Here is a 23,523-nt window from a genome sequence, read left to right as displayed (position 1 = left end):
ACTGTCTCTAAAGTAATGTAAAGGAAGCAAAATCAGGTGATTGAGACGATGGACTACGCAATTTAATGTCTAGCTTTTTATTTTTTATGATCAGTGCCAATAAATGGGAATAGTCTGCGGTAAGACCAATGGATACTTAAGAAAATCAGACTTATCAAGGTCAGCAGCATAACGCCCAGAATCGTTGTATATGCCTTAGTGGGCAGCCAAAATCCATTTGGATCTAGTCGCACAAGCTTCCATAGGCAAGCTATATCGACGCTTTCGGAACCATGAATGGTGATTGGTAAGGATGCTGATGTATTTTGTTGTGTAATTGTCATTTTAATTACTCCTTTAGACCCAAACGCTGAAGCATCTAATTTTAAACTACGGCAAGTCGATAGACTTAATGCTATTTGTATGTAATATCTCATAGCTTGATGCAATAAGCAAGTTTTAAGGGCATTGGGGTTGGGGAGTGGGTATTAGTATTGAAAATTAGGTATTTACTAGAGTGAAAACTATTCTCTAGTCTCAATCCCTAGCTCCCAGTCCCTAATTCCCAGTCAAAATGTCTAATCAAATTTGGTTATCACAGCTGCAAAAACACCGAGCGATCGCAGTTATTCGCGCCTCTAAAATCGAAGTGGGGCAGCAAATGGCAACGGCTGTAGCATCTGGGGGAATGCAGTTAATTGAGATTACCTGGAATAGCGATCGCGCTGGGGAATTAATCAGTCAACTACGTTCGGAATTACCAGCGTGTATCATTGGCACTGGTACGCTATTCAATGTGCAACAGTTGCAAGAAGCGATCGCATCTGGGGCGCAATTCCTCTTCACACCCCACGTTGATCCGGCAATGATTCAAGCAGCACAAGAACAAAATGTGCCTATTATACCCGGAGCGTTAACTCCTACAGAAATTGTTACCGCTTGGAGTCAGGGCGCTAGTTGTGTAAAAGTGTTTCCCGTGCAAGCAGTGGGAGGGGCTGATTATATCAAAAGTTTGCAAGGGCCACTAGGTCAGATTCCCTTAATTCCTACTGGCGGCGTGACTCTGGAAAATGCCAAAGAATTTTTGCAAGCCGGAGCGATCGCTGTCGGTTTGAGCGGGGAATTATTTCCCAAAAAGCTTGTCACAGAGAGAAATTGGGAAGCGATCGCATCTGGGGCAAAAAAGCTGATACAACAGTTAAGTTAACTTAGAATCAAATCATTAAAAGTTCACGTCTATTAAAGTAATAGATAGGGAAATAAAGGTGAAAACTGATAAGTTTCTCAAGACCCCATGATTTGAGTGTGAGTGTATCTAAAATGAAAAAACTAATTTCTCCTGACTGGGTGCGTCGCTTAAAAATACTCCTCACTGGTACAGCACTGTCCGTAAGTGTTTTTACTACTACCGGAACTACTGAAGTTTGGGCGAATTCCAAAAATAAAGTAATTGCACAAACAATCCAGACATTACAAAAATCAGATAAGCGCTGGATTCAAATTGATCTTTCAAAGCAACGGTTAATAGCTTGGGAAGGTGACAGAGTGGTTTATGGAAGTGCTATTTCCTCTGGCAAAAAATCTACTCCCACTCTTGTTGGTACTTTTAATATTCAATCCAAGTTAAAAACTACGCGAATGCGCGGGAATGGCTACGACGTCCCTAACGTTCCTCATGCGATGTTTTACCAAGGCAACTACGGTATTCACGGTGCTTACTGGCATAAAAGGTTTGGTACTCCAGTCAGCCACGGCTGTGTGAATCTCGCACCTAAACATGCTAAATGGCTATTCCAGTGGGCATCCATAGGCACGCCAGTAGTTATCCAGAAATAGTAGGTGAAGCAGCCATAAGGCAATTTAGTTAAAATCATAAATAACAACAAATCAAGACAATTAAGTGATTCCCAGCAAGATTTTATGCTGGGAATCTTCGGAGTCGGAATTACTGAAATTAAAATAAAATATAGAAGAGGACATTCAACAATTTGTCCAAAAAATAAGCGTAAATTCTGACAATTTCTGTGTGAAATCACAAATGCAAATATTAATACGGGGAAACTTTGCATTTAGGCATTTAAATGACAGATTTTTTTAAAGGTTGTCCTTGTTAATTAGTTATTGGTCATTGGTTATTAAGTTAGGAATCATCATTTAACCAAGGACAAAAGACAAATTGGATGCGGATTAACTTAGGACTTATCTTGAGAAGCTTTAGCGGATGAATTGCGTAAATCCTTGACAAGAAGTTAGAAGTCACTTTGGAAATTTGTAGTTTTCCAGAAAATTGCTTCACTTCATCATTTTTGCGTAGTTTAAAAGATGAGGCATTATGCAAACTTGGATTCGCCGTGGTGGGATTCGTTCTTCAGGAACTTTTTGTACAGGCGTAGCGCTGATGGTAATGACTTTATTCTCTTGGTCATCACCGTTAACAGGTACACCAAACTCGACTACGGCAACAGCCACCTCAGTCGATGAAAACAGCCTCGCTGTCAATAATATTAGCCAACCTCGCTGGATTGAAATTGACTTGTCAGAACAACGTTTACGTGCATGGGAAGGTAATAAACTTGTTCATTCATACCGCATTTCTGGAGGTAAACGAGCGACTCCTACACCCATAGGTAGATTTCGGATTAATTCTAAGTATCGTACTCACCGGATGCGAGGCAGAGGCTACAATATTCCTGACGTTCCTTACACAATGTATTTCTACAGAGGATATGCGATTCACGGCGCTTACTGGCACAATCGATTTGGCACTCCAGTAAGTCACGGTTGTGTAAATTTGCCTGTTAAGCAAGCTCGCAATCTTTACAACTGGGCTTCAACAGGAACTTTAGTAGTGGTGCGGAAATAATTCGTAATTAAGAACTGCAATTCTTCCTTTAATGTAATGTATGGACAGGTGTGTTCAGGGAGTTAAGCACCTGTCCATACATATTGCTAAACTAAAAAACACATTTTTGAGGAATTTAGGAGCTATGAGCACCATAATTACTCAACCTCTCACATTGGAAGAGTTTTTTAAAAGCTCCCAGAAACAAAGCCTGCGAGTGAATATATTAACGGTGAGATTATTCCTAAGCCTATGCCTAAAGGGAGACACAGCCGCTTGCAAGGCAAACTCTGTGCTGTTGTTAATGAAGTCACGGAGAATCAAAAGATTGCCTATGCGTTTCCCGAATTACAGTGTAGCTTTGGTGATCGCTCAATTGTACCTGATGTAGCTGTATTTCACTGGGGACACATACCATTCACTGTTGATAATCAAGTACCTGATAATTTTGAACTTCCACCAGACTGGACGATTGAGATTCTTTCGCCAGAACAAAAACCCAACAAAGTAATTGGTAACATTCTTCATTGTCTGAAGTATGGCAGCCGCTTAGGATGGTTTCTTGACCCTGATGATCTGAGTATCTTGGTATTTCTGTCAGAGCAACAGCCAGTGCTACTCCAGGGAGAAGATTTTTTGCCTGTATTACCAGAAATTGAACTTGCACTAACCGTCAATCAAGTTTTTGGATGGTTAAAAATTGGTGGTTAGAAATACACATTCGCCGTTCGGTGTATGCTTTTTCATGAGAATATAGACATTAATTATGTCTAGAATAGACATGATTATGAATAAAAGAGGTTTTAGATGAACTGGAGAATTGCAGAAGCGAAACAGAGATTTTCTGAACTAATTCATGCTGTCAGTAAAGAACCGCAACTCATCTACAACCGAAATCAACTGGTGGCTGTAGTTCTTGAAGCTGAGATGTTTGAAGAATTTTTGACGTGGCGCAAGCAGCGCGAAAAGATGTCTCTAGCTGATTGTTTCAAAGAACTACGTCAGATAGCTGCTCAGGAAGATTATATTCTCGAAGTACCCTCCCGCCAAGACCGTTCTAATCCTTTCGCTGATGCTATCGATGACTTTTCTTTGTGACACTAATATTATCAGCGAATTAGTAAAACTTAAACCTAACTCTGGTGTACTGAAATGGGCAGAAGGAGATTTCTCAATAGTCCTGAGTGCCATCACTGTTGAAGAAATATTTTATGGACTGACATCCAAACCCAACCCTAGAATTCAAATATGGTTTGAGAACTTTTTGGGAAATAACTGTCAAGTATTGCCCATTACCATTGAAATTGCCAAGCGCTCCGGTGAATTGCGAGGTCAACTAAGATTAAGTGGGAAAACACACACCCAAGCAGATATAATGATTGCTGCTACTGCTAAAATTCATCAATTGACCTTATTGACACTCCCCGCTCTAAAGAGACGGGGATTCTTGAATCTAAGACATGACTTGCTCATGCAGGATTACTCCAACAAGAGTAGAGGACTCATCTCCCCAAGCGTTTGCTTGCGTCTAGCGCAAAGGTTCCGGTATGCCCTACCGTACCCAATCCTCGACCAAGGATATTTCTAGCTGCGTTTTCATCCCTATCCATGACACATCCACAACTACAAACGTGTGTTCTCGTTGATAGGGTTTTCTTAACAATTTCACCACAGCTAGAGCATTCTTGGCTACTATATTGCGGATTAACCGCAACTGTTACGCGCTTGAATACTTTTGCGAAGTATTCAAGCCAAATACGGAACTGATACCAAGATGCGTCATTGATAGACTTAGCTAGGCAGTGATTTTTCACCATATTTTTAATCCTCAAATCTTCGTAGGCTATCAAGTCGTTAGACTGAACTACGCACCGTGCTAATTTCACAGCATGGTCTTTACGTTGCCGACTTATTTTGAGGTGGCGATTTCCTAAAATCTGCCTTGCTTTGCCTCTATTCCTTGAACCTTTTACTTTTCTCGAAACTCGACGTTGTGAACGTTTAAGAACTTTTTCACCTTTTCGCAAGAATTTGGGATTTTCTACCATCACCCCGCTTGAATCGGTGTAGTATTCTTTTAGCCCAACATCTAAACCAACTGTGTTGCCAGTAGGTTCAATGTCTTCTGAACGGTCTACGTCAATACAAAATTGAACATACACACCATCTGCACGTTTTACCAACCTCACCCGTTTTATTTGGTTAATTTGGTAGAAATGCAAATCACGAGTTCCTTTAAGTTTTAATCGTCCAATCCCTTTTTTATCACTGAAGTTTATACATTTACGATCATCAGCAAGCTTCCATCCTGATGTCTTGTACTCAACAGAACGACAATCTTTCACAAATTGAGGATATCCCTTTAAACCTGGAATGCCCTTCTTACAAAGTTCTCCGGGGGGAGTATCCCCCCGGCAGACTTTGCGCTTTTTGCAGTTGTCGTAGAATCTAGAGATAGATGACCATGCTCGTTCTGCCGAGGCTTGTCTAGCCATTGAATTAAGTTCATCAGCAAAAGGAAAATTAGCTGCAAGCACCGCGCAGTATTTCTGCAAATCATTTTTACCAGTACCTTTAAAATCCATCCATAGCCGAATACAGCTATTGCGAATGAACTTTGCAGTCCGAATTGCATCATTTATTGCCGATAATTGCGCCGACTTTCCGTAGGCTTTGAACTCAAAAACTAGCATCGCTTTACCTCCTATCTTATACTACCATAACTGGTATAAGATAACTAGATATATTTGTGCCAAAGCATCAATCTTGACGGTGGTTAAAACCACACTGAGTCGTTTTTCATCCCCTACCTAAAGGACAGAATACGGTACTATGTACCTGTTATTTAGGGGCTTTCAAACTTCCCAACATTCCCTGTAACGCGCAACATCCGGGATTTCGATGGCTGCGGTATCCCACTTTTAAATCCTTTTAGTTAATTAACTCAACTGTGCTACAAGTTGATTCTCTAACAGCGTGTCGTTAGTTAACAAGTCTTCAACGGTGATTCGCAAAAAGCGTTGCTCATCAACTTGAAAGAGGATTTTGATGCGATCGCTTCCAGGATATCCGGCTGGTGTCAATTGGGCAATTGTCTTCGCACCTTCTCGATCGTTAAGGGGTTTGACGCTGGTTTCACTATTGTCCATACGGCGAGTAATTAAGCGATCGCCATCAAAATAAACTTCAGTACTACCCGTATCTGCTCCCAATTCTCCCATAATTAATTCAATGCTGGGCTGATTTTCTACAGAAGCGCCTAAGACTAATTCCACTGGCTGACTCATCGGGTATGCTTGTCCAGCTTTAATTAAAGAATGCCATTTGTGACGCTGGTTGCGACGATCCCAGTAGCGGATACCATAACTATGATAGAGAAAGTCTTTGATTTGCACGCCTTGAGCTAACTGTAATGCACCTTGAGCGATCGCTTCAAAAGGACGTTCGCAACGGATTTTTTCTGGCTCAAAATACTGTTTGATCCATGTCTGCACTGCTGGCAATTGCACTGTACCACCAACTAACAAAACTGCATTAATATCTGGAAGTTCTATCCCTTGCCGTCTTGCTTGCTGCAACAGTGTCGTCATCGACTCATCGAGTAACTCAAAAAACGCGTGTTCTTTGAGGATATCGTCAAAAGTATCGCGGTTTAGTTCCAGTTCATAGCTTTCAAATGTCTCATCGTCAAAGTAAACTTCACTTGCTTGGTTTTGGGTTGATAGCTGAATTTTTACCCGTTCTGCCAATCGTGTTGTCAACGGACTTACCGCCAGTTCTTGAGTTTTGGCAAAGTAATCTACTAACCAGTTATCAATATCAGTACCACCCAGATTTTGCCCAGCTTTCGCCAGGACACGGGCAGTTTTGACTTTTTGTTTTGAATCTTCAGCTAGAGACTTATTACCCCATTTGAGGAGAAATCCGAGCGGCTTTGTGGTTGCTTGCACGCTTTGATCCAACCGGACAAGGGATAAATCCAAAGTTCCACCGCCAAAGTCAATCACCAAAAGATTTTCTTGATCTGCCAAACCATAACCCAAGGCGGCGGCTGTGGGTTCATCCAACATCCGCACTTGTTCGACCGGGAGGGCTTGACAAACTGTCCCCAACCAGTGACGATAAGCTTCAAAACTGTCTACGGGTACAGTTAACACCAGAGAATCTAACCCCCCTTCCAAGGGTGCTAGTTCTTCAATTACTTTGGTGAGGAACCATTGACCTATTTGCTCAAAGGTGACAATTTGTCCATCTAGTTCGGGTAAGAAACCTTGGATATCTGCACCGATACCGCGCTTGAAGCTGCGGAAAAATCGAGTTTCCCCTTTGACGTCAAGACCGCGATCGCGTACTTGTTGCCCTACTAAGACTTGATTTTTTGTTGCGTCTTCAACATAAACCAAGCTGGGAATCAGTGGCGGATTGAGACTTTGTTTAATTGACAAGCCTGGTAGAGTAAGGGTTTCTGGCTGTTGGGTTACGGGGTTCCAACGAGCAATGACTGTGTTGCTAGTACCAAAATCGATTGCGATCGCCATATTTTATATTTATTATCTCGCACGAAGAGGCTAAAGCTGCTTTATTTGTGATTATTCTCTATAAGCTACCAAGAATGCAAATCGCACAACTGATGACAGAACACCGGGTTAGTTCCATCATGATTGTGCAACCAGGTGGTAGCCAAACTGAACCTCTGCAAATTCCTGTGGGAATTATCACCGAGCGCGACATTGTGTAATTTCAGGCATTGGGTTTGAACTTAAAAACTTGTCTAGCAGAGGCGGTAATGAGTACACCGATTTTTGCCGTAAAACCTGATGATTCGCTGTGGATGGTACAGCAGATTATGGAACAACGCTTAATCCGCAGGTTGGCGGTGACGGGAAACCAGGGTGAACTATTGGGAATTGTCAAAAAAATCGCCGAACTTTGTGGCGGGCAGTTCTCAATTTCAAGTATTTATCAACAGGAAACAACGGTACATATTACCTTACCCATTAAACCTTATATCACTACGCTAGCAAAAGTAATTTGAGACTGTAGCTGCCACTAGAAGTAAATCTGCTCAAAAATATCAAGGCTCGTGAAACCCAGTAAGCAGAAATTGGGAAAACTGAATATAGACACCATCTGCTTATTCCCAAATATGCTCTACTGTTCTAATTCCAGTTGTTCAAATCCCTTTAATCCTGATGGCAACAAGTTTTGCATTAAGTGTGGACAAACACTCACACCATTATTTAGAAACCGTTTCCGAGTAATACGACTTTTGGGTGAGGGTGGATTTAGCAGAACTTATGAAGCCAGGGACACAGATAAGATAGATGAACCTTGCGTAATTAAGCAATTTGTCCCGCAAGTTCAAGGAACGAATGCACTTGAGAAAGCAACGGAGTTATTTAAGCAAGAGGCGAAGCGTTTGTATGATTTGGGAGAACACCCACAAATTCCCCGTCTGATTGCTTATTTTGAACAGGATAAGCGGCTTTATTTGGTGCAAGAGTTAATTGAGGGACAAAATTTATTACAAGAATTGCAGCAGCAGGGAGCTTTTAGTGAAGAAAAGATAAAACAGCTTTTGGTTGATATATTGCCTATCCTGAAGTTTATCCATGAACGCGGTGTAATTCATCGAGACATCAAGCCAGAAAATATCATGCGCCGCCGTCAGGATGGCAAGTTGATATTAATTGATTTTGGTGTTTCTAAACAAATTACACAAACTTTTCTAGGTGTTGGCACAACAGTAGGAACGCCTGGATATACACCATTAGAGCAAATACGTGGTCAAGTTTTCCCTGCAAGTGACCTTTATAGTTTGGGTGTAACTTGTATTCGGCTATTAACCCAAGTTTTACCAAGTACAGATGGTTCTGATGAACTTTATGATGCGCTCAGGGGTTGCTGGGTTTGGAGAAAATATTTGCCACCAGGTAGAAGTATTACTCCTGACTTTGGGCAAGTTTTAGATAAGTTAATTCAGGATTATATGAAGGAACGCTATCAATCTGCTGATGAGATTATACAAGCTCTTAATTCTGAAAATCTGAATTCATCAGTAGGGATAGACTATACAATTTTGCAAAAGTTACTAGCATCTAGTAAATGGCTAGAAGCTGATCAAGAAACTTGGAAGCTTATGCTTAAAATATCTAGTCGAGAAAAAGAAGATTATCTCAGAGTAGAAGATATCGAAAAGTTTCCCTGTCAAGACCTTTTAACTATTGATCGCTTGTGGGTAAAATACAGTAATGAGCGCTTTGGTTTTAGTATACAGAAGCAAATCTGGGACAGCGTTGGGGGAAAACCTGACTTAGATTTGGAAACCTGGAAATATTTCGGTGAGTCTATAGGATGGCGGATTAAAAATAATTGGAAGCCTTATGCATTTCTATCATTTACATTAACTGCTCCGGCAGGACAATTACCCAGAGCAGTATTGAGTATGAGATTAGATGGAAGAAGAAAAAGACTTTCTGCCCTCACATCAAGACTTGTGAATTGTAAAATTTAGTAGTTAAGGAAAGATTCGCTATGAGTGAAATTCTATTTCTCGTTGAAGATGATCCAGATGGTAGCCTCTGGTGCGATCGCATCAGAGATTATCGTATCATGAGCGATCGCGCATATAATTCATAACGCCTCCCATTCATCTCTGCTGATATTAGCTTGACGTAATATTCTATTTAGTAAGCTTGGGCTGATGTCTCCCTGATGTGGATTGGGAATTGTCAGCTTTAATTCATCTTTTACCATGTATTGATGCTTACCACCTGGGTAAGGCCCATCAAAACCTGCATCTTTTAGATAACGAATCAGATCCCGCCGATTAATTGATCCAAAGGGTGGCATTAGGCGACCTCTTTGGTAAGATTCAGGTCAACATCATTAAGTATTGGTAGAGTATGACCCAAACGCAATCCTAGTACAATCCATCCTTCAAGAGTATCTTGCAAATCCTCCCGGCAAGCTTCTAGCGTTGCAGCGTTTGCCCACACACCTTGACATTCTAGAATTTCGCCGTAGAAAGTTCCATCCTCAAGCAACTCATAAGTTGCTTTGTGCATTGCTGTACGAATGTAATTTGTCAACATTCAGCTTTTTAATCAATTTGGTTATAACTGAAATTTTATTTTTAATCGTAAATCCGCCAAACTCTAATTATTATGTATATTTTTTAAATTTCCGAAAATGCGATCGCGCCCCTTTACCAAACGCGATCGCTAAATTTTCCATCCCCTAACCAATAAAATGCAGATGATTACTCACCGCACTAATCAAATTATGGGTAACGGGAAGACTATCAACTACCATCCCCAGACACAACAGCATCATGTAGGAGATAGAAAAGAGAAACAACTCTTTAGCGACAGCGCGATCCTCTGGATTTTGCAACAAACGCCAAGATTTGTGGATAAATAATCCTCCCAGAATTAGGGCGATCGCAGCATAAAGAATTCCACTCGCGCCCAAGGGATAAAACAATAACACCGTTGCAAATACTGTCACCAGCGTGTAATACCAAATCTGCTTTACAGTTGCCGTAGTACCTTCAATTACAGGTAACATTGGTATCCCAACTTTTGCGTAGTCATCTTTAATCATCAGAGCTAGCGCCCAGAAATGGGGTGGTGTCCACAAAAAGACGATGGCAAAAATCAGCCATGCTGACCAGCTTAATGTCCCCGTGACAGCAGCCCAACCCACCAACGCCGGAATTGCCCCAGCCGCACCACCAACAACGATATTCTGAGGGGTGTGGCGTTTTAGCCAGTGCGTATAAACCAAAATATAAAAGACGATACCAGAGAAGGCTAGCAGCGCGGCTAACAGGTTGGCAAATACTGCTAAGAGTGTAAAGGAAATCGTTGCTAGTGCGATCGCAAAAATTAGAGCATCCCGTGGCTGAACCTTACCCGAAGGCATCGGACGATGGCGCGTTCGCTCCATATCATAATCAATATCGCGATCGTAGATACAGTTAATCGTCTGGGCGCTTGCAGCAGCCAAAGTGCCACCAGTGAGAGTTACTAGCAACAGCAATGGGTCTACTTCTCCCTTAGCAGCAATCCACATACTTCCAGCCGTGGTAATCAAAAGCAACGGAATAATCCGAGGTTTGGTTAGCTGGTAATAACTTTGAACTACCTGGAAAAATGTTTCGTGGTGGCGAGAGACATTAGTCTCAATCATTTTGGCTCTGGTTCCTTATTTTTCAACAACTTATATACAGCCCCCGCGTAAGGTGGCTCTTTCAGGTAAATGAAACACAGATTTTCTGCACCTGCGTGGATCGCAATACTCGCCGTTGCGATCATAATTTAGTGCTGAGTTAGGAGAGATGCGATTAATCGCGTCTGTACAGGAGTTAGGAGTTAGAAATTATTTCTTCCGCTACTCCCCCTGTTCCCTCACTCCATACTCCGCAGTCATTGCTCAACACTGTGATGTTGCGGCTAGTAGCCCAGTCACGCAGTGCGAGAACTGTAAAAGCCACCAAAGTACCCAGCAAAGCAGCTCCTATAGCTTGGTGAGAGACGGTGAGAGGCTCGACTTGGAGGTGTAATTTGAAAGTGGCGAATCCCAACAAGATTTGTAAGGTTAACAACGCACCAGCCATATTTGCCAGTCGCCGCAAGGTTGGATGTAGTGCTGGTGTCCGCCAACAGATAAATACCATTACCAAAGTTGCCAAGGAAGGCGGCACCAAACCAGCAATATGGCTGTACATTACAGTACAAAGTTGAGAACCGCCGAGGCATTGGTGTAGTGCCCAGCGAGAGCCTACCAAAGCACCTAGCAGACTTTGCAGGTAAACCAGAACAGCAGCAGTTAAACCGACCCAAGGCAACTTACCAACGGTTCCATTTCCCTGATAGGGCATGAGTGCCGTGCCGATAATTAGGAGGGTGCTAAAAAATAACAGTGCCGTTCCTAAATGGGCGGTAACGATATCAAACCGCAACAGTTCGGTAACGGTGAGTCCTCCCAAGATGCCTTGGAAGACGATTAAAAATAGGCCAAATGTTGATGCCCAAGGCAGCCATCTGGGTAAGACACGACGATGCCACCAGGATAAGCCGAAGAGTGCGATCGCGCTTATACCAATTAAAGCTGCATCCAATCTGTGAAACCACTCCAAAAACACTTGGAGATTCATTTGCTTGGCTGGCACTAGTTCGCCATAGCATAAGGGCCAGTCTGGGCAAGCAAGTCCAGCATTCATCACGCGGGTGGCGCTGCCTATTGCCATCAAAATTAAGGTGGCTATGCATATTTTCCACACCAAGCGACGAATCATTTCCTTGGGTTTTTGCTGCTGAAGCGCCGCTTCATTTTGTTGTAGGACAAATTCGCTCATGAATGATACCTTCTGCCCGCTCTTGGTGGCTCTCTTAAAATTTTCAATTTTCTTTTAGCGTCCTATCTTCACCCTAGCGTATAGGTTAAGGGTTTATAGATTAGCACTCACTTATACTTTGAATCACTCCAGAAAGGTTTTGCCTGAAGCTTTAGGTATTTTTCAAGATGTGAAAAATTGATTAATCACAATTAATTTAAACATTCTAAATTTTTCCTTAAATTTTCCCACTGATTTTAGAAGAAGGCAGGAGGCAGAGGACTGGAGGAAATAATTATGAATCAAAACTTTAGTTTTGGGTATAAAACCCGGTGGTTCAATCCCATACTTTTAAATGCATTTGGTTTACTCTACCCCCTGCCTCCTGATAGTCACCTTGTACCCAAAATTAGTAAAATAGTTAAAAAACTTAATAAAAAATTCCGACCTTTGTACTCTATGCCTTCCAGCCTAGACTACCTTAGTAAGGGAGCAGCTTTAAGATAACGTAGTAAATTCAATTAAGTAAGCCGTGAAGATTCCAAGTTCAATCTGGACATTACTCATAGGCATCGTGCTAACGCTCGCCAGCTTTTGGTACGGTCAAAATCACGGACTGTTGCCAGCAGCAGCCACGGATGAAGCCGAATTAGTTGATGGTCTGTTCAACGCGATGATGATCATTTCTACAGGTATATTCCTGCTCGTAGAAGGTATTTTAATTTACTCTGCATTTAAATACCGTCGGCGTGCAGGTGACAATCAAGACGGCCCCACCAGTTGAGGGCAATGTACCTCTAGAAATTCTCTGGACGGCGATCCCAGCAATTATCGTTATTGGTATTTCTGTTACAGCTTTGATGTCTATAACGAAATCGGTGGCTTTGATCCCCACGCTATCCATCAAGCGCCGATGATGAATCAGGAGTCAATGGCAATGCGTGGAAGTGCTATGGCAGCAACTTTAAGCGATACTCCTCCTAGCACCGAACGCAACCTCAATCAAGAAAAATCTGATGAGGCAATGCAAGACCCAGCTACCGCAGCAGTTCGTAATGCTGACCAAATTCCCCAACTGCGGAATGCTCCTGGTGTCGGTAGTGTTGCTCCGACAATTGGGGGAACTCCTGATAAAGCAGGCAAACCAGCACAATTACAGGTCAACGTCACTGGTTTACAATATGCCTGGATTTTCACTTATCCTGAAACTGGTATAACTACAGGTGAAATGCACGTCCCCATCGGGCGAGAAGTGGAAATCAATATGACAGCCAACGATGTCATCCATGCCTTTTGGGTGCCAGAGTTCCGCTTGAAACAAGATGCGATCCCCGGTAGGCAAAGCGAGATTCGCTTCACCCCCAAAAAAGCAGGAGATTATGTCCTAATCTGTGCTGAACTTTGTGGCCCCTACCACGGTGCGATGAGAGCAACAGTAGTCGTTGAGCCAGAAGAAGCATTTGAGAAATGGATGCAAGAACAGCTAGTTGCTAGCCGTGAAACATTAAATCAAGCCGTTGCTGTTAACCCTGCGAATCTATCCCCAAATGAATTTCTCGCTCCTTACACCAAGGACATGGGAATTAAGCCAGAAATCCTCCATCAAGTTCACCATTAGTCAATATGTTATTTAGTCAAAATCCAGTGACTAATGACCAATGACTAATGACTAATGACTAACGACTAATGACACAAGCTCAGTTGCAAGAAACTGCCAATATCCCCGCCCTTAGTGAAGAACCAGGGGTTAGAAAATGGCAAGACTTCTTTGGCTTTCAAACCGACCATAAGGTGATTGGGATTCAATACCTAGTCACTTCGTTTATTTTCTACTGCATTGGCGGCGTAATGGCTGACTTGGTTCGCACAGAACTGCGAACTCCAGAAGTAGATTTTGTTACCCCAGAAGTCTACAACAGTCTGTTTACGCTGCACGCCACGATCATGATTTTCTTGTGGATCGTGCCAACCGGCGCAGGGTTTGCTAACTATCTAATTCCCCTGATGATTGGGGCAAAAGATATGGCATTTCCTCGGCTGAATGCTGTTGCCTTTTGGATGATTCCCCCTGCCGGTATATTGCTGATCGCCAGTTTAGCGGTAGGCGATGCACCGGATGCAGGTTGGACTTCGTACCCTCCCCTGAGTTTGGTAACAGGACAAGTGGGGCAAGGCATTTGGATTATGAGTGTCTTGCTGCTGGGTACATCATCTATTTTGGGGGCGATAAATTTCCTGGTGACATTGCTGAAGATGCGTATCCCTGGCATGGGCGTTCATCAAATGCCCTTGTTCTGCTGGGCGATGTTCGCTACTTCGGCGCTAGTTTTGGTATCAACCCCCGTGCTAGCAGCTGGTCTAATTCTGCTGGCTTTTGACTTAATCGCCGGGACAACATTTTTTAACCCAACTGGCGGTGGCGACCCAGTAGTATACCAGCACATGTTCTGGTTTTACTCTCACCCTGCGGTTTACATCATGATTTTGCCCTTCTTTGGGGCAATTTCAGAAATTATCCCCATTCATTCCCGCAAGCCGATTTTTGGCTATAAAGCGATCGCTTATTCGTCTCTTGCAATCAGCTTTTTGGGGCTAATTGTTTGGGCGCACCACATGTTTACCAGTGGTATCCCCGGTTGGTTGCGGATGTTCTTCATGATCACCACCATGATCATTGCCGTACCCACGGGAATTAAAATATTTAGTTGGTTAGCCACCATGTGGGGTGGAAAAATCCAGCTGAACAGTGCGATGTTGTTCGCCATCGGCTTTGTCGGCACTTTTGTAATCGGTGGGATCAGTGGCGTGATGTTGGCATCAGTGCCTTTTGATATTCACGTTCACGATACCTATTTTGTGGTAGCCCACTTGCACTACGTCCTATTTGGCGGTAGCGTACTGGGGATTTTTGCAGCCATTTATCACTGGTTCCCGAAAATGACGGGACGGATGATGAACGAATTTTGGGGTAAGGTTCACTTTGCCTTGACCATTGTGGGTTTAAACATGACCTTTTTACCCATGCACAAGCTGGGTTTAATGGGCATGAATCGCCGTATTGCTCAATATGACCCCAAATTCACAACATTGAACGAAATCTGCACGTATGGTTCTTATATACTGGCAATTTCGACATTCCCCTTCATCATCAATGCCATTTGGAGTTGGTTATACGGCGAGAAAGCTGGTAATAATCCCTGGAGAGCATTGACCTTAGAGTGGATGACGACATCACCACCTGCGATCGAGAATTTTGATCAAACTCCAGTACTAGCTACAGGCCCCTACGACTACGGTTTGGAAAGGGCTAACGAAGATGTACCTTTGTATGATCCCAATCCAGTCTTGTCTGGCGGGCCGAACTCAGTATTAAGAGCAGAACCCGATCCAGCAGTTGCTGCCAATTCCGAAGACCGGAAATAAACTGCAATTGGGGCATTGGATATTGGGCATGGGGCATTGGTTATTTCCCCATTCCCCATTCCCCATTCCCCATTCCCCATTCCCCATTGCCCATTCCCCATTCCCCACTTAATCAAAATCCATGCAAAGTCAAATCATTGACCCAGCTAAAACCGAACTAAATCATCACCACGAGGCGGAAGCGTCCGTCGGTCATCACGAAGAGCATCCAGACCATCGTCTGTTTGGGTTAATTGTCTTTTTGATTGCTGAAGGGATGATTTTTATGGGATTATTCGGAGCCTACTTAGCTTTCCGTGCTACCTTGCCTGTGTGGCCGCCAGCAGGTACTCCAGAGTTAGAACTATTGTTACCTGGAGTCAACACCATCAATCTAATTTCTAGTAGTTTTGTCATGCACAATGCTGATACTGCTATTAAAAAGAACGATACGCGGGGGGCACAAATCTGGTTAGCAATTACGGCGGCGATGGGCGCTATCTTCTTGGTGGGTCAAGTATATGAATATACCCATTTAGAATTTGGTTTAACTACCAATTTATTTGCTAGTTCATTTTACGTTTGACTGGTTTCCACGGATTGCACGTTACCATAGGCGTTTTAGCAATTGTTGCTGTATTGTGGCGATCGCGCGTTCCGGGGCACTACAGTAACGAAAAGCACTTTGGCATTGAAGCAGCCGAAATCTACTGGCACTTCGTTGATGTAATTTGGATTATTCTGTTCGGATTACTGTATCTACTGTGAGTATTAATTATTAGTTGTTCATTCCACGCTGACAACTTAATAGGCCCCCACTAGGGGGCTTTTTTCATTAATAAAATGCAGCCGTTGCAGTTAGCTGCCCTAATATCAGATTATTATTTTATTTGTCGGCTGGCAGCAAAATCTAAATTAAGACTGTTTCTAGAAGATTAAATATCTGGAAAGTTATCTAAAACGTTTTTGATTTTCTATAAATTTTATTCTTAAAAAGAATAAAAACTGGGATGCAATCGGATATTTGTACCTTGAAATGCACTGTTTAAGATTCTGTCAGCAATCAGACCCAAAATTTAACATAAATCTTCTAACTTCTGAAGCTTGTCTTCTGCCAAAAGTAATAAATATGTTTGACTAGTGTTAGATTTACTGAAATAATAAAATTATTGAACTATTCCAGAAATAAATTTTTATATTAAGATACCTATAAAGGTATTAAATGAACACAATCAGGCGGCTAACCATAAACATAAAACTTCTCAAAAGCGTAGGTTGCGTGAGAAGTTGACTGCCTGAAACACCAACAAATCTCGCCGCAGGTATTCATAATCTCACCCAAGCTCTGAATGGTCAACAAATTAACATAGTAGTATACGCCACATGAGCCAGAACCCTCTAGTCAGAAAAACACTCCGAAGCCGCTTTGAAACTGTCAAACTAGTGGGAAGCGAAGAACCTAATGATACTTACTTGTTAGGAAGTGGTATACGTAATAGACATGGATACTCTTTCGCTAGAAAAACACTTCGGAATCGCTTTGAGATTGTCAAACACTTAGGAAGCGGAGGATCTGGTGATACCTACTTAGCCATAGACTTAGATTTACCAGGGCAACCCCATTGCGTCGTTAAACATTTTCACCCAAAAGATCCTAACCCTGCGGTTGTAGCGATCGCTAAAAGCTTATTTGATCGGGAAGCAGAAGTTTTATACCAGTTAGGTAACGACCACGACCAAATTCCTAGATTATTTGCTCATTTTAATGAAAATGGGGATTTTTATTTAGTCCAGGAATTTATTGACGGTCATGCATTGACTCAAGAAATTCTACCAGGTCAGCGTCTTAGCGAGAATACAGTCTTAAATTTATTAAAAGATATTCTGGAAGTTTTAGCCTTCGTCCACCAACACGATATTATTCACCGAGATATTAAGCCTCAAAACTTAATGCGGCGGTACTCTGATCAGAAGATTGTGTTAATTGACTTTGGGAGTATTAAAAAAATTGGTGCTTTAGGAGCAGGCTTAACAATTGCTGTTGGCACTCCTGGCTATATGCCAAGCGAACAAGCTAAGGGAAAACCAAAACTTTGCAGCGATATCTATGCAGTAGGTATGATTTGCATTCAAGCTTTGACAGGTTTAGTACCTGATCAGCTACAAGAAGATCCAATACTGGAGAAGTTCTCTGGCGCGATCAGGCACAGGTAAGCGACGCTCTCGCAGATATTTTAGATACAATGGTTCGCGATCGCTACAACCAGCGTTACCAATCTGCCGCAGAAGCTTTACAAGCGCTGAATTTTCCTTTGGAATTGTCACCATCCTTACAATCTTCTGGCATAAATCAAAAGAGTGATGATAGCTATTTCCTAAATTATAAAAACTTTATTTTGTTGTTGGGAATAGGGCTTGGTGCGACCACGAGCTTGATAGTACTAGTTTTAATCTATACATTTATTAATACAGGTACATCGCCTCCAAACCAACCAATTCAATTAAATAATTTTAGAGAAAAATTGGTTGAGCCACGGTTTACTAGTGTTAATGTCAATAGCCTAGTAGCCAAATCAGTTTCTAACAGAGGAGTCAATAAAAATAATTCCACCATTATAAAGACTACCAGAAAGCAAATTGAGCTTTACTACATGAGAAAGAGTTAATCATTTATCAGCAATCATCAAATTCGCTATTAACTTGCTTATTACATAATTTGTTTTTAACCTAAATTTTTATAGATTCCTGTAGGATAAATAGAATAAACAACATTTTAAAGATATGGACAATACAAATCAAAAAAAAGCTTTAATTAACGGTGAAATCGCCCTTTTTCTGAGAGGTTTGATTATTGGTAAAGTGCTGACACTTATGGTTATTGGCGGGCTGCTTTGGTGGTTACTGAAGCCTAATTTATCGTCTCGCACGAGCGTTAGCTCTTCCTCTAATCAGAATTTAAACGCTCTTTCTAGTAATGCATCAACTTTTCAGACAGTTGCTGATGTCCCGAATGCCTCATTTAACTATGGAGGCAGTACAGCTTGGGCATCTATCCGACAATTGGTAGATTCTCAGATCCAAAGCGATCGCCCGGAATTACAATTACGCTATGTAAACCCTGTTAATGGTAGCCCTGGTTCTAGCTCCGGTATTCGGATGTTGCTTGATGGAAAACTAGACTTTGCTCAGTCTTCCCGTCCCCTCACAGATGAAGAACAAGCTATGGCAAAAGAGCGAGGCTTCACCCTTGAGCAACGTCAGGTGGGTAGGGATGGAGTAGCAGTGGTAGTAAACCCATCACTCAATCTGCCAGGTTTAACTGTTGACCAATTGCAGCAGATTTATTTGGGGAAAATTACTAACTGGAATCAAGTAGGTGGGCCAAATTTACCCATTACACCTTTGTCTCAACGGCCAGAGGACGCAGATACAGTAATATTTCCTAGCAACAGCAACTTAAAGGGGCAAGCACTTGGCTCTAATGTGCAATATGTCTACTCTGCTACAGAGGCAGTACGCCAACTCAGCAAAACTCCTGGTAGTGTCTATTACGCTTCTGCCCGTTCAGTATTACCTCAATGTAGTGTGAAAGCTTTGCCATTGGGTAGCACTTCTGGTCAGCTAATTGCCCCCTACCGCGAACCCTTAGTGTCACCTGAGCAATGTCTACGTCAGCGCAACCAGCTAAATACTCAGGCTATTAAAGATGGTAGTTATCCCTTAATCGCTAACTTGTTTGTGATTATTAAGCAGAATAAAGGTCGGGAACAGCAGATTGGAGATGCATACACCAAGCTTTTATTAACTGATGAAGGGCAAAGGGCAATTGAGCAAGCTGGTTTTGTTGGAGTTCGTTAGTAGATTTGATGATGTTAGCGATGTCTACGACGGGCTACGCCTACGCACTTTCCATTACAGATTATTCAGATACCCGACTTCTTTAAAAGTCGGGTATCTTGGAGAAGCGATGCCTACGGCGGTAAACTACGCACCATTCACTATTCACTATTCATGTATTTATCATCTGAATTGAAAATATTTACATTCACTCGACAGCATAAGAAGTAAATTGACGTTTAAAAGGGGAATGAAACCCAATGACAATATCAGAAGGGGGTACACCTAACTCAACCAATCGTTCAGCAACAGGCTCTTCTGTACCGTTATACTGAATCCATATTTTTCCATTTTGAATATCAAAATGCATGACCGGGCCAAATACCCGCTTATCTCCTTGCCAGCCAACATAAGCTAGTTGATAATGGTCATTTTCATTGTCTAAAATTAATTGTGAATTTACTGTATCGATATTAGATGATATTTGTTGATGTTCGCTCAATACTTGTTTGATAAGTTGTCGATATCGTTCTATTTTATCCATAGTCGGATTTCCTCACATTTGGGATCGTAAATTATCAACTTAACTTGGTAACGATGAAGAGCGCGTTGGACAAAAGAAATTTGAAAAAAGTCTTGATATGTTTCAATAGGAACTGCTAGGTAAAGCGCTCTGTCTGCTTCTTGTTCTTCAATAGCTTGGCAGTAGTTTAGATATTGTCCTAACGCAGTATGAAATTCGCTGATATCTGAATCTGCAATAAAACTTTTAATTTCAACAGCAATTTTCTCTGTATTACGTTCTGCGGCGATGGCATTTTCAGCCGCTAAGTCTATTTGTAGTTTAATTGCTTCACTAATACGAATTGTAAAAGGATCGTGAGTAATTATCCACCCATCTTTAATTAATGCTTTTTTAACCTGTTGATGAAAAACATCTTTAGCCATTTTGCTATTTCTAGATTGGAGTCAGCTTAACCCAAAATAATGTTTTTTCTCTATGTAATGCCTTCTCCAAAGGGGTTGTCGTTCGCGCAGCGTGTCGTAGACAAGACATCGCACTCTCTATTATTCTGCATTGCGGCGGCGAGCTTTTCTAGATTTTGACGAATAGTGACACAACGAAGATGCTCAACACCCCAGACTCGTTCACAAATATCTAAAGCTTGCAAATAAAGCGGTTCTGCTTCGCTGTAACGTCCCGTATCACGATAAATTTCTGCCAAATTATTGAGACTTTCAGCAACATTAGGATGATTTTCTCCCAATAGGTGCTTATCAAGTTCTAAGGCTTTTATACATAAGGGTTCCGCTTCATTGTAACGCCCCTGCTCCCTGTACATAAAACCAAGAGCATAGATAGTATCTGCTAAAAGCGGATGCGCCTTTTGCAATAGACGTTGCTTGAGTTCTAATGATTCCAAAAACAAAGATTCGGCTTCACTGTAGCGTCCTTGAGCGCGGTATATTAAACCTAAATTGTGCAAATCTGTTGCAACATCAGGATTCTCTTCTCCCAAAAATCGTTTATCTAGTTCTATTGCTTGTAGGGACAATGGTTCAGCTTCAGTGTAACGTCCTTGATGATAATAAAGTAGCGCTAAATTATTCAGTATAAGAGCCAAAGAAAGATAATTTTCGCTAACCAAACGTTTTTCGAGTTCTAATGATTGCAGATACAGAGGTTCTGCTTCGTCATAACGTCCTTGCTCATCATATAATAATGCCAAATTATTAAGACTAGCGACAACATCGGCATGGTTTTCTCCTAACAGGCGTTTCCTCAGTTCCAAAGCTTCTTGATATAAAAGTTCCGCTTTAGTATATTGTCCAGTAGATTTGTAGAGTCCTGCCAAATTATTCAGGCTAGTAGCAAAAGCAGGATGGTTCTCTCCTAGCAGGCGTTTCCTCAATTTTAAAGCTTGTTGATATAATGGTTCGGCTTCGCTGTAGTGTCCTGTTGCACGATATATTCCTGCTAAATTGTCGAGGTTAGTAGCTAAGTCTATTTGCGAACCTGATTCATTTTGTAGCTCAATTGCCTTACGCCAATACTTTATTGCTAGTTCTTGTTCTTCTTGATAATTCTGAGACTCACCCCTATCTAATCTGCTGCGGTAAATATCACCTAAGCTTGAATATAAAGTAGCCAATGTAGGATCTTTAGTTCCCTGTTCCTGTTCTACTTTCTCGATTAACCTTTGTAAATCTTGAATGGGTAAGAAAAAGCGATTAGTTTCATTAGTATCTGTACTAGCTAATTCTGTGTCCCTAAAAACAAAGCGTATATTTTCTAATTCTTTACCAGGAATAGCACTTGTCTTTTTAGATTCAAACCGAAATACACCGTTGCGCCAACTCCAAAAATCAGGGGCTTTTTTAATCAGATTGACTAAAATTTGGTTAGTTACCCAAAGCACGATCGCAAACGGAAACTCGCGCAATCCTTCCCTTGTCCATTGCAAGTAACCAAAAAATTTCTCCTGTTCCGATTGCTCATTTCCCAATCTGAGAAAATAAAGTTGTTCAGCACCCGTCACAGTAATTACCGCCGGGTTCTGCTGACGAAGATATTCTTCTTGTTGTACCAGTTGGTTAAGAGCAGCTTTTAGACTTGGTTCCTGACGTGCTAAAGTCTCTCGATATCCACGGAAGGCGGGTTGTAGTTCGGCTTCATACTGGGCAATAATCTCATCACGAAAGCTAGCATCATCACAAACTGCAATTAATAAATTTAATCCCCGCTTTTGAGCTTCAATAGAAACAATTAAATCATCATACGCATCCTGATTTTCTCCTTCATCATCTAATAAATCTTCATTTAACATTAATTGCCCCCTGTCTTCTCAAGCTTTCGATAATAATTGGATGAACATCATACCAAGTTTCATCAGTGCGATATTCTAAAACATACAATCCATGTAATAAATCTAAAAACTCTGGTTGTTTAGGATCATTGGGCATAAATTGTTCATAAACACTCTGCAAAATATCAATATCAGTTTTTCCTAAGCGTATGGAAAAATCATTACGGATTTTATTGATTGCTTGCAGAAAAATTTTATCATCAATGATAACTTTGGCTGAAGGATTTCGTCGAATTGTTCGCAAACATATACGGCAACATTCCTTAGAAATCCGAATTAATTCTCGCAATACGCCACCACTGTAAATTACGATTTTTTCAGCAGTTTCTGCCGCGATTAATTCACTGGGAATCCGCTTTTGTAAAACTTCACCGAGAATCTTTGTTGCTTCCGGGCGAGGTTGGGCATTAAGAAAGCGATTTTTACCTTTATCAAATATTTTTAATACAGGCATTGCTACAACTTGGTCGTTAGTTTCAGTGGCGATTATGGTGCTAATAAATGTTTCTCGAAGCACTGCGATCGGGATGGTGTAAATAATTTGAAAATTAGGTTGACAAAGAGCTTTAATGTTATCTCGATAAATTTCGTTAACTCTGCCTAAGTCAAGTTTATCTAAATCATCAATAATTACTAAAACGTTTTGTTTAGTTGCAGCTTGAATTAGAGCCGCGATTTCGTTAATTCTGGCAACTAAATCTGATAACTTGCGTTCAAACTCTTGCTTGATTTCATCCCGAACGCTAGCATCAGCTTTTAATTTAGAGCTAATCAACTTTAAAAGGTCAAAACCTATACTTACTTCTGCTTGCAAATTGGATTCTTCAGTGCGAGTGCGGGTAGCAAACCACTTATAAAGAGCTTCTTTTGTCGATTGCGGAATATCAACCCGGCGGGCTTCTGCCTCTGTCATTAAATTAACTGCGATCGCAAACAGTATATTAATATGATTAACTGCCGACATTTCAATTTTGTCAGCAATAGAAAACAGAACTACAAAATATTTATCTTGAATTTGTCGGCTAAATTCAGCTAACAAAGTAGACTTACCACATCCTCGATGTCCTGTAAAGACAATTTTGCCATCTCCATTAGGACTATCTTCCACTAATTGGTTTAGGTCTGCAATCAAATCATCACCATATTCGACTCGAAATCTTTCCATTTCGTTCCGTTCCATCAACGGAAACAGTTCGAGATTGCTGTATGCTTCTTGAAAGGAGTTTAATAAATCTTGAGACATTGGAGAGTGCCGT

21 protein-coding genes and 5 pseudogenes are annotated in these 23,523 nt (G+C 41.5%); 15 read left to right on the top strand and 11 right to left on the bottom strand.

What is annotated here, in order from left to right; translation table 11 throughout:
• Positions 1-77: 77 nt before the first annotated feature.
• Positions 78-323, bottom strand: a complete 246-nt coding sequence (locus ANSO36C_RS00850) for a hypothetical protein (protein WP_251957967.1) — start codon at positions 321-323, stop codon at positions 78-80.
• 230 nt (positions 324-553) lie between these two features.
• Here ANSO36C_RS00850 and ANSO36C_RS00845 point away from each other — a divergent pair, with 230 nt between their 5' ends.
• The 6 genes and pseudogenes from ANSO36C_RS00845 to ANSO36C_RS00820 all read left to right on the top strand — a co-directional run.
• A complete protein-coding gene (locus tag ANSO36C_RS00845; protein WP_251957966.1) occupies positions 554-1,186 on the top strand; it encodes a bifunctional 4-hydroxy-2-oxoglutarate aldolase/2-dehydro-3-deoxy-phosphogluconate aldolase in 633 nt (210 codons plus the stop codon).
• A 113-nt stretch (positions 1,187-1,299) separates the two neighbouring features.
• The gene (locus ANSO36C_RS00840; RefSeq protein ID WP_251957965.1) at positions 1,300-1,815 is read left to right on the top strand and encodes a L,D-transpeptidase; all 516 of its coding nucleotides are present in this window, start codon (positions 1,300-1,302) and stop codon (positions 1,813-1,815) included.
• A 496-nt stretch (positions 1,816-2,311) separates the two neighbouring features.
• A complete protein-coding gene (locus tag ANSO36C_RS00835; protein ID WP_251957964.1) occupies positions 2,312-2,842 on the top strand; it encodes a L,D-transpeptidase in 531 nt (176 codons plus the stop codon).
• 124 nt (positions 2,843-2,966) lie between these two features.
• Positions 2,967-3,532: pseudogene (locus tag ANSO36C_RS00830) on the top strand (Uma2 family endonuclease).
• 96 nt (positions 3,533-3,628) lie between these two features.
• Complete coding sequence (locus ANSO36C_RS00825; RefSeq protein ID WP_251957963.1) at positions 3,629-3,919, top strand: type II toxin-antitoxin system prevent-host-death family antitoxin; 291 nt, start codon at positions 3,629-3,631, stop codon at positions 3,917-3,919.
• A pseudogene (locus ANSO36C_RS00820) lies at positions 3,894-4,181 on the top strand (PIN domain-containing protein); the annotation flags it as partial. The gene ANSO36C_RS00825 and the pseudogene ANSO36C_RS00820, both read left to right, overlap by 26 nt.
• A 93-nt stretch (positions 4,182-4,274) precedes the next feature.
• Here the strand turns inward: ANSO36C_RS00820 and ANSO36C_RS00815 are convergent.
• Positions 4,275-5,514, bottom strand: a pseudogene (locus ANSO36C_RS00815) (RNA-guided endonuclease InsQ/TnpB family protein).
• A gap of 246 nt (positions 5,515-5,760) precedes the next feature.
• Positions 5,761-7,359 (bottom strand): Hsp70 family protein, encoded by a 1,599-nt coding sequence (locus ANSO36C_RS00810; RefSeq protein ID WP_251957962.1) that lies wholly within the window; start codon positions 7,357-7,359, stop codon positions 5,761-5,763.
• Between the two features lie 74 nt (positions 7,360-7,433).
• Here ANSO36C_RS00810 and ANSO36C_RS00805 point away from each other — a divergent pair, with 74 nt between their 5' ends.
• From ANSO36C_RS00805 to ANSO36C_RS00795, 3 genes are all read left to right on the top strand, one after another.
• On the top strand, positions 7,434-7,559 hold the full coding sequence (locus ANSO36C_RS00805; RefSeq protein WP_251957961.1) for a CBS domain-containing protein: 126 nt from the start codon (positions 7,434-7,436) through the stop codon (positions 7,557-7,559).
• A 15-nt stretch (positions 7,560-7,574) separates the two neighbouring features.
• Positions 7,575-7,856 (top strand): CBS domain-containing protein, encoded by a 282-nt coding sequence (locus tag ANSO36C_RS00800; RefSeq protein WP_251957960.1) that lies wholly within the window; start codon positions 7,575-7,577, stop codon positions 7,854-7,856.
• 69 nt (positions 7,857-7,925) lie between these two features.
• Complete coding sequence (locus ANSO36C_RS00795) at positions 7,926-9,335, top strand: serine/threonine-protein kinase (protein WP_251957959.1); 1,410 nt, start codon at positions 7,926-7,928, stop codon at positions 9,333-9,335.
• 119 nt (positions 9,336-9,454) lie between these two features.
• Here ANSO36C_RS00795 and ANSO36C_RS00790 read toward each other — a convergent pair whose 3' ends face one another.
• From ANSO36C_RS00790 to ANSO36C_RS00775, 4 genes are all read right to left on the bottom strand, one after another.
• Positions 9,455-9,673 carry a type II toxin-antitoxin system HicA family toxin gene (locus ANSO36C_RS00790; RefSeq protein ID WP_251957958.1) on the bottom strand — a complete coding sequence of 73 codons (219 nt, stop codon included), beginning with the start codon at positions 9,671-9,673 and terminating at the stop codon, positions 9,455-9,457.
• A complete protein-coding gene (locus tag ANSO36C_RS00785; protein WP_251957957.1) occupies positions 9,673-9,915 on the bottom strand; it encodes a type II toxin-antitoxin system HicB family antitoxin in 243 nt (80 codons plus the stop codon). Before ANSO36C_RS00785 ends, ANSO36C_RS00790 begins: the two co-directional genes overlap by 1 nt.
• Positions 9,916-10,060: 145 nt before the next feature.
• Entirely contained in the window at positions 10,061-11,014 is a 954-nt protein-coding gene (locus tag ANSO36C_RS00780) for a heme o synthase (protein ID WP_251957956.1), read from the bottom strand.
• Positions 11,015-11,189: 175 nt separating this feature from the next.
• Complete coding sequence (locus ANSO36C_RS00775; RefSeq protein ID WP_251957955.1) at positions 11,190-12,182, bottom strand: COX15/CtaA family protein; 993 nt, start codon at positions 12,180-12,182, stop codon at positions 11,190-11,192.
• Between the two features lie 511 nt (positions 12,183-12,693).
• Between ANSO36C_RS00775 and ANSO36C_RS00770 the strand changes: the two are divergent.
• The 6 genes and pseudogenes from ANSO36C_RS00770 to ANSO36C_RS00745 all read left to right on the top strand — a co-directional run bounded on the left by ANSO36C_RS00770 (position 12,694) and on the right by ANSO36C_RS00745 (position 19,421).
• A pseudogene (locus ANSO36C_RS00770) lies at positions 12,694-13,779 on the top strand (cytochrome c oxidase subunit II).
• A gap of 68 nt (positions 13,780-13,847) precedes the next feature.
• The gene (gene ctaD, locus ANSO36C_RS00765) at positions 13,848-15,584 is read left to right on the top strand and encodes a cytochrome c oxidase subunit I (RefSeq protein WP_251957954.1); all 1,737 of its coding nucleotides are present in this window, start codon (positions 13,848-13,850) and stop codon (positions 15,582-15,584) included.
• 121 nt (positions 15,585-15,705) lie between these two features.
• Positions 15,706-16,331 (top strand): annotated as a pseudogene (locus tag ANSO36C_RS00760) (cytochrome c oxidase subunit 3).
• A 615-nt stretch (positions 16,332-16,946) separates the two neighbouring features.
• Positions 16,947-17,777, top strand: coding sequence for a serine/threonine-protein kinase (locus tag ANSO36C_RS00755; RefSeq protein WP_251957953.1), 831 nt, complete (start codon positions 16,947-16,949; stop codon positions 17,775-17,777).
• 29 nt (positions 17,778-17,806) lie between these two features.
• On the top strand, positions 17,807-18,229 hold the full coding sequence (locus ANSO36C_RS00750) for a hypothetical protein (RefSeq protein ID WP_251957952.1): 423 nt from the start codon (positions 17,807-17,809) through the stop codon (positions 18,227-18,229).
• Between the two features lie 115 nt (positions 18,230-18,344).
• On the top strand, positions 18,345-19,421 hold the full coding sequence (locus ANSO36C_RS00745; protein ID WP_251957951.1) for a PstS family phosphate ABC transporter substrate-binding protein: 1,077 nt from the start codon (positions 18,345-18,347) through the stop codon (positions 19,419-19,421).
• A 187-nt stretch (positions 19,422-19,608) separates the two neighbouring features.
• On the opposite strand, the gene ANSO36C_RS00740 is transcribed toward ANSO36C_RS00745, so the two are convergent.
• From ANSO36C_RS00740 to ANSO36C_RS00725, 4 genes are read right to left on the bottom strand one after another with little or no spacing between them, the layout of a single operon-like run.
• Positions 19,609-19,944: a XisI protein gene (locus tag ANSO36C_RS00740; RefSeq protein WP_251957950.1), complete on the bottom strand. Its 336-nt coding sequence runs from the start codon at positions 19,942-19,944 to the stop codon at positions 19,609-19,611.
• Entirely contained in the window at positions 19,932-20,348 is a 417-nt protein-coding gene (locus ANSO36C_RS00735) for a XisH family protein (RefSeq protein WP_251957949.1), read from the bottom strand. The genes ANSO36C_RS00740 and ANSO36C_RS00735 overlap by 13 nt, the downstream gene beginning before the upstream one ends.
• A gap of 50 nt (positions 20,349-20,398) precedes the next feature.
• Positions 20,399-22,228 carry a tetratricopeptide repeat protein gene (locus tag ANSO36C_RS00730; protein WP_251957948.1) on the bottom strand — a complete coding sequence of 610 codons (1,830 nt, stop codon included), beginning with the start codon at positions 22,226-22,228 and terminating at the stop codon, positions 20,399-20,401.
• On the bottom strand, positions 22,218-23,510 hold the full coding sequence (locus tag ANSO36C_RS00725) for an ATP-binding protein (protein WP_251957947.1): 1,293 nt from the start codon (positions 23,508-23,510) through the stop codon (positions 22,218-22,220). Before ANSO36C_RS00725 ends, ANSO36C_RS00730 begins: the two co-directional genes overlap by 11 nt.
• Positions 23,511-23,523: the final 13 nt, after the last annotated feature.

It is taken from the genome of Nostoc cf. commune SO-36 (assembly GCF_023734775.1).
In the GTDB taxonomy this organism is placed as follows: domain Bacteria; phylum Cyanobacteriota; class Cyanobacteriia; order Cyanobacteriales; family Nostocaceae; genus Nostoc; species Nostoc commune_A.
Note: the sequence above shows the minus strand (reverse complement) of the source record. Positions and strands in the feature narration are given on the sequence as shown.